Annotated in this window: 9 protein-coding genes; 5 read left to right on the forward strand and 4 right to left on the reverse strand. The window is 38.5% G+C overall.

Annotated features, from left to right (window positions below):
- Positions 1–102: 102 nt before the first annotated feature.
- Together MED217_RS02925 and MED217_RS02930 are read right to left on the reverse strand one after the other, a co-directional pair.
- Positions 103–1,728 (reverse strand): RagB/SusD family nutrient uptake outer membrane protein, encoded by a 1,626-nt coding sequence (locus tag MED217_RS02925; protein ID WP_009778985.1) that lies wholly within the window; start codon positions 1,726–1,728, stop codon positions 103–105.
- Positions 1,729–1,740: 12 nt separating this feature from the next.
- Positions 1,741–4,884, reverse strand: coding sequence for a SusC/RagA family TonB-linked outer membrane protein (locus MED217_RS02930; protein WP_040532550.1), 3,144 nt, complete (start codon positions 4,882–4,884; stop codon positions 1,741–1,743).
- A gap of 481 nt (positions 4,885–5,365) precedes the next feature.
- Between MED217_RS02930 and MED217_RS02935 the strand changes: the two genes are divergently transcribed.
- On the forward strand, positions 5,366–6,619 hold the full coding sequence (locus MED217_RS02935; RefSeq protein ID WP_009778987.1) for a BaiN/RdsA family NAD(P)/FAD-dependent oxidoreductase: 1,254 nt from the start codon (positions 5,366–5,368) through the stop codon (positions 6,617–6,619).
- Here the strand turns inward: MED217_RS02935 and MED217_RS02940 are convergent.
- A complete protein-coding gene (locus tag MED217_RS02940) occupies positions 6,616–7,092 on the reverse strand; it encodes a TspO/MBR family protein (protein ID WP_195891550.1) in 477 nt (158 codons plus the stop codon). The two genes, MED217_RS02935 and MED217_RS02940, sit on opposite strands and share 4 nt — an antisense overlap.
- Before the next feature lie 103 nt (positions 7,093–7,195).
- Between MED217_RS02940 and MED217_RS02945 the strand changes: the two genes are divergently transcribed.
- From MED217_RS02945 to MED217_RS02955, 3 genes are read left to right on the forward strand one after another with little or no spacing between them, the layout of a single operon-like run.
- Positions 7,196–8,278 (forward strand): diphosphomevalonate decarboxylase, encoded by a 1,083-nt coding sequence (locus tag MED217_RS02945; RefSeq protein WP_009778989.1) that lies wholly within the window; start codon positions 7,196–7,198, stop codon positions 8,276–8,278.
- 29 nt (positions 8,279–8,307) lie between these two features.
- On the forward strand, positions 8,308–9,246 hold the full coding sequence (locus MED217_RS02950; protein WP_009778990.1) for a mevalonate kinase family protein: 939 nt from the start codon (positions 8,308–8,310) through the stop codon (positions 9,244–9,246).
- Positions 9,247–9,273: 27 nt separating this feature from the next.
- A complete protein-coding gene (locus MED217_RS02955) occupies positions 9,274–10,185 on the forward strand; it encodes a geranylgeranylglycerol-phosphate geranylgeranyltransferase (RefSeq protein WP_009778991.1) in 912 nt (303 codons plus the stop codon).
- A gap of 54 nt (positions 10,186–10,239) precedes the next feature.
- Here MED217_RS02955 and MED217_RS02960 read toward each other — a convergent pair whose 3' ends face one another.
- Complete coding sequence (locus tag MED217_RS02960) at positions 10,240–10,581, reverse strand: hypothetical protein (RefSeq protein ID WP_009778992.1); 342 nt, start codon at positions 10,579–10,581, stop codon at positions 10,240–10,242.
- A 433-nt stretch (positions 10,582–11,014) separates the two neighbouring features.
- On the opposite strand from MED217_RS02960, the gene MED217_RS02965 reads away from it, so the two are divergent.
- On the forward strand, positions 11,015–11,869 hold the full coding sequence (locus MED217_RS02965; protein ID WP_009778993.1) for a pseudouridine synthase: 855 nt from the start codon (positions 11,015–11,017) through the stop codon (positions 11,867–11,869).
- Positions 11,870–11,939 lie beyond the last annotated feature (70 nt).

Genomic DNA, 11,939 nt, shown 5'->3' on the forward strand with positions numbered 1-11,939 from the left:
CAAAAACTATTTGAGAGATAAAAGTTGGATAAATCGTTTAATTTAAAAGGAGGGTCAAAATTGACCCTCCTTTCTTATTATTTGTGTGCTAAATCTTAAGATCTAGTAACCCGGATTTTGAGTCAAGTTCGGGTTAAGAATAATTTGACTTGCAGGAATAGGGAATAAGTTTCTGTTTTCATTTCCTATTTGAGAATCTGCTTTCAATTCCCATCCTCTGGTGTATTGACCAAAACGAATCATATCATTACGTCTCCAGAACTCAGCATAAAGCTCGCGACCTCTTTCATCTAAAATATCTTGTTCTGTTACCGAAGTAAAAGGAGTAGCCTCACGAAGACCACGTAGCACATTCATCATCGCAGTAGGATCTTGACCTGCTCTAAACATGGCTTCAGCTTTCATCAAATACGCATCAGAATAACGGAAGAAAATCTCGTGCTCCACAAAACCTCCATAACGTGCGTTGTACTTTTGAACACGAATTCCTGTAGACTCACTGTTATTGATGAGACTAGGGTTTCCATTACCATCTGTGAAATCTCTTTTAAAGGTAAGCGGGTTTCCACCACGGTCGTTAAGTGCAGAACCGTCATAATCATACTGTTGACCTACTAAGAATCCAAAACCAACATTTGATCCATCTGCATATCCATCATCATTAGAATCTGTAGCACCATCAAAAGAACCAGCAGGTAAACCTTCGGTAGGAACATAACCACGACGCTCTTCTTGACCAGAACCAGGAGTGTTTACGTTAGCATCACCTTCAAACATATCATAATATTCTGCAAGTGTTGCAAAACCATTCCAACCACCACCTGCAATTTCAGGTGCTTGATTATAGTGAAGACCATTCCAGATGCGGTTACCTACAGAAGTAGGAATAAACCAGATCGTTTCATCATCTAATTCATTTCTGAAAATATCAAAGTAGTCATCTTCAATAGCATAACCTTCTGCAGTAATAGCATCTACAAGATCGATTACCTGTTGCATATCTGCGGTAGTCGGCTCGCCGCCTACATAAATGTGTTTGTTAAGAAGCACTTTTGCCAATAAATAACGTGCAGCGGCTTTAGAAGCTCTTGCGTGATCTGAAGTTGCTGTACCTACTCCTGATCCAGGTCCTAAAGCAGGTAAACCAGCGATAGCTGTATTTAGATCAGCAATGATATAATCTACAGCCTCTTGACCCGTGATCACTTCTGGATTGTCTAGAAGCGATGCTTCGGGATCACGAATGGGCACTTGACCAAAGTTATCCAGTACAAAAAATACCCCTAAAGCTCTTAAGAAAGAAGCTTGAGCGCGTTGCTGCTCGTTAGGATTAGATAAGTCTGATAAGGCTTGTGAAGCCGCAAACTGAGTTTGGTTCCACTGGTTGAACGTGTTTGTGATATACTGGTGATCTGTTCTCCAGTCGTGCTGGTGAAGCTGTCTCCAGATACCATTATCACCCCAGTCTGAACCTCTGGTAGGAACCAACGCAGCATCTGTTGTTACTTCACTTAATGCGAAGAAGTCAGCCTGGTTACCAATGATACCGTTTAAACTGTTATAAATTCCGTCAATGAATAGATCTACATCACCCACACCTTGAAAGTCTGGCGATTGTCTAGAGTCTGTTTCTTCAATTTCTAGGTCTGTACAAGAAATAGCTAACCCAATGGAAAGGATTCCTACTAAAAACCTAGAAGTTTTAAAATGTTGTTTTAAATATTTCATAGTTATTTTTTATTAAAATCTTGCGTTAACACCTAATGTGAATGTACGTGGTCTTGGGAATGCTGCATATTCAATACCTGCGGTAGGAATATTCGAAGCATTAAGACTTCCTGTATTTGTAGAAACTTCAGGATCCAAACCAGAATATCCAGTGATTAGGAATACGTTTTGACCAGTTACAGAGAAACGTAAAGAATCAAATAAACCTTCACCACTCATAGGTACGTTGTAACCTACGCTTAAAGTTTGCAAGCGTACAAAGTCTCCTTTTTCTAAGAATCTTGTTGATACGGCTACAGAAGAACCAGGAGCTTCTCCGCTCGTTAATACATCTGTAGTAACGTTTTTAGCAATCGTAATACCACCCGCGTTAAAGAACGCATTATCCGTCGCATTGTAAACAGAGAATCCAAACTGACCGTTGAAATAGGCCGCGAAATCAAAGTTTTTGTAAGTAGCATTTAATGAAAGACCTGCGGTCCAGTCTGGTTGTGCATCTTCACCAACAAACTTCTTATCTGCATCTGGATCACCTTCTCCGTTACCATCAACGTCTACATAGGTTGGGTTTCCGTTTTCATCAAAACCGGTAAACTCTGCCATATAGAATGAGAATAAAGGTTGTCCTGCTTGAAGACGCTGAGCAAATGCTCCTGTTAAACCATTACCGTTAATAGGTCCTGTATCAATAATACGGTCTGTATCTAACACTTCATTATGGTTGTAAGCAATGTTGAATGAAGATGAGAACGTGAAATCTTCAGTTTGTACGAAGTCGTAGTTCAATGCAAGTTCAACCCCTTGGTTTACTACTTTTCCATCTGTTAAGTTCTGGAATATCGTTTCGATTCCCGGTACCTGTGGAGCAGCAAGCGTGCTTAAAAGCAGAAGGTCTGTAGTTTCTTTACGATATAAGTTAAATGAGCCATTAAAGCGATCATTGTTAAATCCAAAATCAACTCCTACGTTTACATCTAAAGTAGATTCCCACTGAAGCGCTTCGTTATTGTTACCTACAAACTGAGTACCAGAGTTAGTAACTGTCAGGTTATCTGTGATTCCAATATCAGAGAAACGTGTTCTTCTGATGAAATTAGCATAACCTAATCCTTCCTGGTTACCTACAATACCTGCACCTAATCTTAATTTAAGAGTTGATACATTATCTCCGATGAAGTCTTCTTCGTGAATTTGCCAAGCAAAAGCACCAGAAGGGAAATAACCATACTGATTTTCTGGTCCAAAAGTAGAAGAACCATCCGCTCTAAATGTACCAGTGAACAAATACTTATCAGCAAGCGTATAGTTTACACGTGCAAAATAAGATTGTAATTCGTCTGTATTGTCAAACGTATTAGCAAAGTATGCTGTAAATAATTGTGTGTAATTTGTTCCAATTGGTTCAGAAACGAATGCTGAATCGAAAGGAGCGCCAAAGTCTATACGGTTTACATAATCTCTATTTTGATCGTAGGCAAAGTTTTGGAAAGATCCTGAGATTGTGTTTGCAATCAAACCGTACTGGTCTTCCAGTTGCTGAGCAGCTAAGCCCATATCAGACCCAAAACCAATACCACCTGCATTGATTCCCTCACGAGCAAACTCTTGATACGAGTAACCTGCAACTACGTCGATTTTAGAATTCTCAAACTGCTTGTTATAGCTTACAGTTGCTTCAAAAAGTTTGTTTGTTTGATCAAAAGTCCCATAAGTTCCTTGACCATTTCCAGATACACGGTTGATACCTGCTACGTCTGGAGAGAACAAGGCGATAGTTTTAGCATCACTCTTGTCATAACCTCCGGTTACTTTTGCACTGATGGCATCGGTGATTTTATATTCAGCAGAAAGGTTTGCTAAAAAACGATTGGTATTAGACTCACTTTGATAATAACGTAATAAGTTAACCGGGTTTAATAAGTTACTTCCCGGAGAAAAAGTCTCGTCGATAGGCCAAGTTGGGTTGGCAGTAATCGATGAACCGATTAAATCCCCTGTAGATCCTGCTTGACCACTTATAGGCGCATTGTCGTCATTTACACGTGATAAAGTCGTTTGTAAACTCAAAGTAAGTTTGTCATCAAACAAGCGCTGTGTCGCGTTTAAACGACCTGTGATACGCTCTTGTCCGGTGTTTCTAATAACACCTCGTTGATCTGAATAACCAAAAGAAGCACGAACGTTACCTGAGGTATAGCTGTGTGCGTAGCTCAAGTTATTTTGTGTAGAAATTGCATTTCTAGTGTAAAAATCTTGAAAATCAGAAGCAAATCCAAAGTCTAATAATGTTGGATCACCACCATAATCTGGTAAAGCATCAAGATATTGATCTGCAGTTAAAAGATCATACTCTCTAGCCGGAGATGAAAAGCTCACATTACTGCTTACTTCCCAAGCACCGCCTGAGCTACCGCGACCACTCTTGGTTTGCACGATGATTACACCGTTTGCACCACGAGAACCGTAGATTGCTGTAGCTGATGCATCTTTAAGAATAGAGATACTTTCAATGTCAGTTGGGTTTAAGAAACTCAAAGGGTTTCTAGAAGAACCACCACCTACACCTAAGTCACCTGCTGCAGGAGCTCCTGATGTTGTTAATGGTACCCCGTCAACTACAATAAGTGGGTTATTACCAGAACGTATAGAGTTTGAACCCCTGATACGTACATTAATACCGGCGCCCGGCTCTCCCGAAGATTGAGAGATTTGAACCCCAGCAGTTTTACCTTGAATTAATTGCTCTGGTGAAGCGATCACCCCTTGGTTAAAGTCTTCTGAAGTTACTGAAGCAACAGTACCTGTCGCATCCTTAACTGTAGTAGAACCATAACCAATAAGAACAACCTCGTCTAGAGCAGCAGCATCTTCTTGAAGTGTAACGTTAACGGTAGATCTACCATTAACGGCAACTTCTTGAGGAGCAAACCCGACATAACTAAAAACCAGGACGCTTCCTGCAGCTACATCGTTTAAGGTATAATTTCCGTCAAAATCTGTTGTTGTCCCATTGGTAGTTCCTTTTACGAGAACGTTTGCGCCCGGAAGCGGACCATTAGGTTCAGATACTGTTCCGGATACTGTTTGCGCTTGTGCCATACCTGCCAGTAAAAGCGAAGCGAAAAACAACATACTTCTAAGTATTACATGCTTCATAAGTTTGAATTTTAATTGAATTATTTTGGTTTTCCAATAATGTTTCTTGGTGACCAAATTTATATAAATAATTGATTAAACAAGGGTAACTACAACGTTTAAGTAGCGAAATCGATGTAGTTTTGAAAACTGTATTTTATACGCTTATTCGTAAAAATTTATCAAATAATTAATAATATTTGAAAATATAGTGAAAATATTATGGAATATTCACACCTATTGAACTTATGCTAGAAACAGCGCAGTGATTCTCTCAACGAAATTTCAGTAAAATTTTTTTCTCAAAAAGGGTAAAATTGTACCAATTTGAGGCAATATTGACCATAGATTATGCAAGTATTTTTCTCAAAAACGTCAATTTTCCTCTTTTGTTAATTAAAGGTTAAATTAACATTTAATCCGAACCAGCTAAATCGATTAAATTATAAAGATGAAAAGCCGATGTTTTAGCTTTAAGTGTGAATGAAAGTATCTTTGCGTTATGATTTATGATACGATAATTATTGGTGGAGGTGCAGCAGGTTTTTTTACAGCAATTAATCTGGCAAAACAACGAAGCGATCTTTCTATAATGATCCTAGAGCGTGGTGGGCAGGTTCTCGAGAAAGTAAGGATCTCTGGTGGTGGTCGTTGTAACGTGACACACGCAGAGTTTGACCCAAGGTCGCTCACTTCTTATTATCCCCGGGGTAATCGTGAATTGTTGGGGCCGTTTCACACATTTATGACTGGTGATACCATGGCTTGGTTTGAAGAGCGTGGCGTATCGCTTAAAATAGAAGAGGACGGGCGTATTTTTCCGCAGTCTGATAGCTCAGAAAGCATTATAGATTGTTTTATTAAGGAGGCTGAAAATTTAAATGTAGAGGTAGTAACAAAAACTCCTATTACAGCGATTACCCAGACTAATGATAGGTTTTCGATTAGTTCCAAATCACAGACCTACGAAGCTAAAACCCTAGTGATTGCTACCGGAAGTAATCCGAAAATGCTAAAAATTCTTGAAGACACAGGACTCGATATTGTACCTGCAGTTCCGTCTTTATTTACTTTTAATATTAAAGACGAGCGTATCAAAGACCTTGCTGGTTTAGCAACTGAAGCACGCGTTAGGTTACTCGATGAGCAGCAAAATGCATTAAAGGTAAATCATCCTACAATTGACCAGGAGGGAACTCAAGGTCCTGTTTTGATAACGCATTGGGGTATGAGCGGACCCGGTATTTTGAAACTTTCGGCTTGGGGTGCTCATCAATTGAATGCCTGCGACTATACGTTTACTATTGAAGTAGATTGGTTGCCCGAGATGGAAAGAAGTACATTTTCAGAACAACTAAAAGAAGACAAGATCAAATATGCAAAACAGAATGTCGCCAAGTGGTCACCTTATGGATTGCCTAAAAGGTTTTGGCAAAGTTTAGTTAAGGCTTCAGGAATACCTCAGTATCTAACTTGGGCAGATTTGAATAAGAAAATGATTCTTCAGTTAGCACAACAACTGCGTAGTGGTATTTTTCGCGTAAGCGGAAAAAGTACTTTTAAAGAGGAGTTTGTTACTGCTGGTGGCGTTAATCTTAAAGAAATTGATTTTAAAACGTACCAAAGTAAAAAAGTAGCCGGACTTTATCTCGCCGGGGAAGTACTCGATGTAGATGCGATTACAGGAGGTTTTAATTTTCAAAACGCCTGGACAGGAGGCTATATTGTAGCTCAAGACTTAGCAAAACGTCTTTAATTTAAGCGCCAGATCTCAAAATTGAGTGCAGTAGCATAGGCTACCCAAATAAGATAAGGCAGAAGTAAGTAGGCTGCTTCAGGTTTAACTACTTTAAACCATTTAAAAGTGAAAAGAAGTAGAATAAACAAGCTTATTATTATAAGAAGTGCAGGCACTACGAGATGCATTCCAAAGAAAAGGATAGACCAGGAGGCATTTAAAATAAGCTGAAAGCCAAAGTGATAAAGTGCGGTTTTCACCCATTTATGATAATAGCCTTTATTCCAAACCATTCCTGCGGCGGTTCCCATTAAGATGTATAGCACAGTCCAGACCGGTGCAAATAACCAATTGGGCGGAGTAAATACCGGTTTAGTTAGGGTAGGATACCAGGTAGATACGCTGCTCTGTGTGGCAATGGCACTCAAAAAACCTACGATCAAACAGATCGTGATCATAATAAGAATTCTAATTGCTCTTTGTGTAATCATCGTACTAAGCATTGTGACTAATTTAGACAATATTTATGATTTTCAAATTCTAAAAAGTTATGTTGAGGCTTTCAAAACTTTTTAGAGAGGTTATATTTGCAGTATGACAACTACCAAATTTCATCCTGAATCTTACACTCAGGCATTAAAGACACAATCAGTAAGTTATGAATCGCCCAGTAACATAGCTTTAATTAAATATTGGGGGAAGCACGGTGTGCAAATTCCTAAAAATCCTTCTATAAGTTTTACATTGAACAATTGTAAAACAACTACAAAACTAAGTTTTGAGAAACGTACCAATTTTGATGAGGCGTACGATCTTAAGGTTATTTTAGACGGAAAACATAAGCCGGGTTTTGAACCTAAAATTCATCAGTTCTTTGGGCGGATAGATGAGTATCTTCCATTTATAAAGGAGTATCGTTTTACAATAGATACGACAAATAGTTTTCCGCATAGCTCCGGGATTGCATCCTCAGCGAGCGGTCTTAGCGCTTTGGCTTTGTGCCTTATGGAAATGGAACGCGAGATGCATCCTGAGATGTCTCTGAAACGTTTTAATCAAAAAGCATCATTTATTGCACGCTTAGGTTCAGGTAGTGGTTGTAGATCACTAGAAGGTCCGTTGGTAGTTTGGGGTGAACACGCAGATATTGAAGGAAGCAGTGATGTATATGGCGTTCAATATCCTTATGAAGTACATTCGGTATTTGATCATTATCAAGACACTATTTTATTGGTTGATAAGGGAGAGAAGCCGGTAAGCAGCACAGTAGGGCATAATTTGATGCATAATCATGCTTATGCCGCTAGTAGATTTGATCAGGCGGTTGAAAATCTTGCACTTCTGGTGCCTATTCTAAAGGAAGGAAATCTGGACGAATTTGTGAGTTTGGTAGAAAGTGAGGCACTTACATTACACGCGATGATGCTTACGAGTAAGCCTTATTTCATCCTGATGAAACCCAACACCTTAAAGATCATCGATAAGATCTGGGAATATCGCCGCGACACTTCTATTCCTGTTTGTTTTACTCTTGATGCCGGTGCAAATGTTCACGTTTTGTATCCTAAAAAAGATAAGGAAGCGGTTCAGGAATTTATTAAGAATGATTTAAGTATATATTGTCAAGATAATAGGTATATTTTTGACAACGTGGGAAATGGAGCAATTAAATTGTAAATTTGTTCTGGCCTAAAATGGATAGCTTTATGAAAGGACCTTTATTTTATTCAAAAATTTTACTTTTTGGTGAGTACGGAATCATCAAAGATTCAAAAGGTTTATCAATACCTTACAACTTTTATAAAGGTGCTTTGAAGGTTGACGCAAATCCTGATGAGGTTGCGGTTAAATCCAATCAAAGTTTAGGTCGCTTTGCTTCATATCTTCAGCAATTGCAAGAGACCCAGCCAGAATTGGTGCAATTTGATATCGAAGCATTACAGGCAGATGTTGCAAAAGGAATGTATTTTGATAGCACCATTCCGCAGGGATATGGTGTAGGAAGTAGCGGAGCACTTGTAGCTTCGATCTACGATAAATATGCCTTTGACAAAATCACGATTCTTGAAAATCTCACTCGAGAGAAACTGCTTAAGCTAAAAAAAATCTTTGGGGAGATGGAATCGTTCTTCCACGGAAAATCTTCTGGTTTAGATCCGCTTAACAGTTATTTGAGTCTTCCTATTCTTATTAATAGTAAAGACGATATTGAACCGGCGGGAATTCCTTCTCAAACCCCAGATGGTAAAGGAGCAGTATTCTTGCTCGATAGTGGTATTGTAGGAGAAACCGCTCCTATGATCAATATTTTTATGGAAAGCATGAAGAAAGAAGGTTTCCGTAATATGTTGAAAACACAATTTGTAAAACATACCGATGCGTGTATTGACGATTTCTTAAAGGGAGATGTAAAATCGCTTTTTGGTAATGTGAAACAGCTTTCTAAAACGGTACTGCGCAATTTTAAACCTATGATTCCTGCGAGTTTTCACGAACTTTGGCAGCAGGGACTCGAGTCAAATGATTACTATTTAAAACTTTGCGGTTCTGGTGGAGGCGGTTATATTTTAGGATTTACCGAAGACATCGACAAAGCCCGTAAAGCGCTTGCCGGGCACAAAGTAGAGGTGGTCTACAACTTCTAGAATTTTTCTTTTTAAAAATACACGTTTATGTCACGCATAAGCCGAAGAAACAAACTGTTACTTCTTAAATTTCTGAGTTTGTTTTCGGTGGTGCGCGGATACAATATTCTTATCATAGTGATTGCGCAGTATCTAGCGTCGATTTACATTTTAGCACCTGATTTGCCATTGCACGAGGTGCTTTTTGATTGGAATTTATTCCTTATCGTTTTATCTACTTCGCTGGTAATTGCAGGCGGTTACATCATTAATAGCTTTTACGACAGTGAGAAAGACTTGATAAACCGTCCTAATAAAACCAAGTTGGATCATTTGGTGAGTCAGAAAAAGATACTATCGCTCTATTTTGTGCTAAACTTTGTGGCGATAATTGTGGCGAGCTATGTTTCGTTCTTTGCTGTGCTGTTTTTTTCTGCCTATATCTTCGGAATTTGGATCTACTCTCATAAACTCAAGAAAGTCTTGTTCTTAGGAAACCTTGTTTCAGCATCTCTCGCGCTTACGCCCTTCTTTGCGGTATTTATTTACTACCGAAATTTTGAAAAAGTCATTTTTGTGCACGCTGTATTTTTAGGCTTGATTATTTTGATGCGCGAACTCATCAAAGATCTAGAGAACTTGAAAGGGGATTTAGCTTTAAATTACAATACGTTTCCTACGGTTTATGGAGAGCGTTCAACCAAAGCTTTGATCTCGTTGCTTACAGGGGTCATAGTGATTCCGGCTTTTTTACTCATCAATAAATTTGATGTGGGTTTGATGCAATACTACTTCTATGTGAGTACGGTTTTGCTAATGGTTTTTTTATATTGGTTGTGGCGTTCTGAGGTGAAATTGCACTACCTCCTCCTTCACAATATTCTCAAATTCATTCTCGTGCTTGGGGTCTTCAGTATTTTGCTTATCGATCCTGATGTGGTGCTTAATCGTATCGTATAAAAAAAGGCCATCCTAATGATGACCTTTCGGGCTAATTCAAATAAACAAAATGGTTTAAAGCTCTTTTACGATCTTATAACTTAGATTGAAAAATCGGTTTCCTGCGATAGCAACTTTTGCTTGTTTATAATTTAATCTGCTTTTGATGTAATTTTCGATCGCCTGATCTTGAGTTTCTACATCAAGAACGACAATGCTGCCTTGAGCAGTTACCATAAAATGAATTTCACTATTTAGGCTGTTTTCTTTTAATTCAAAATCAGGAGTTCCTAAAAGTTCAACTACTTGCTGGCGTAATTGCGCACTTGCAGTCTCAGGTTTTGGGTCTGTGTTGGCGATCAAACTTGTAGTGGTTAGCATTACCAAAAGCGCCGCTAGAATTTGTAATTTTTTCATTTTTCTTTTTTTTGTGATTGATGATTCAAAAGTAGTTGGAGTTTCTGTTTTAAACGGTGTTTATAGCGTTACCAAAGCAGGGTGAAATCCTTCAGTTTATGTAAAATTGAGATTTGGTTACAATTTCTAAACCTTTCCATTTTATGTAATTGAAACCGAGAATAACTGTGAGTTTAAGGTCTTTTAACTATATTTTGGTACAAACTTCTACGTGAAGTGTGCTATTAATTATTCAGCTGAATAATTTGAAATTAAGATTTGTGAACTTAAGGTTATGGCAACTTAAATTTTAGCCGGTAGGTGAGCGGTTTTAATTTGATTCTCTAGAGCAAAAACAGGTTTAAAATAGGTGTTGTTCATTCAAATTTACAGCCTGTAGGAATTTATTTGTTTCGATTTTTAAATACTTATCTTTGCGCCAAATTTTAGAATTATGAGCAGACATCAAGAGAGTAAGAAGGGCGGGAAAGCGTCTGGTCGTGGAGCAAATAATAATCGTGCAAAAAGTCACGCACGAGGTAATGCGCCAATAAAAAAGAATGCTACGGGAAGTAGCCGTACAGCGACTACGAGTTCTGGAAAAGGCGGTATACGTCTTAATAAATACATTGCAAATAGCGGTATTTGTTCACGTCGTGAAGCCGATTTGTATATAAGTACCGGGCAAGTTACCGTTAACGGGGAGATCATCAATGAGATGGGCTTTAAAGTAAATCTTGATGATGATGTGCGTTTTGACGGGCGTCGTATTAATCCTGAAGCAAAAGCGTATGTCTTATTAAATAAACCCAAGGGTTTTTCGGTAACCACAAGTAATGCTAAAGGAATGACGGTGATGGATCTTGTGGCAAGCTCTACAAAATCACGTATTCAACCGGTGGGGCGTCTTGGCCGCAATGCAACTGGTTTGTTATTGTTTACCAATGATGATAAGGTGATGAAAAAACTTACCAATTCTAAGACCGGACTCCCTAGACTATTTCATATTGAACTGGATAAAAACCTAAAGGCTGAAGATCTTGATAAAATCAAGAAGGGTCTTACGGTTGATGGGAAACGCTTAGAAATTGAAGACCTGAGTTATGTTGACGGAGCGCCCAAAAAGGAAGTAGGACTTAAAATGCGTAACGTAGGTAACAGTATCATACGCAGTATTTTTGAGCATTTAGGCTATCAAGTAGTGCGTGTAGACTGTGTAATTTTGGGTACGTTGACTAAAAAAGATCTACCTCGCGGTAAATACCGTCACCTAAAAGAGCAAGAAATACACAACTTAATGATGCTGTAAAACAGTTATTTGCGTTTGAAAAGTGATAATTAGCATATTTTTTACATTACCTTAAGAAATGAGGGTATTG

It is taken from the genome of Leeuwenhoekiella blandensis MED217, assembly GCF_000152985.1.
Taxonomy (GTDB): domain Bacteria; phylum Bacteroidota; class Bacteroidia; order Flavobacteriales; family Flavobacteriaceae; genus Leeuwenhoekiella; species Leeuwenhoekiella blandensis.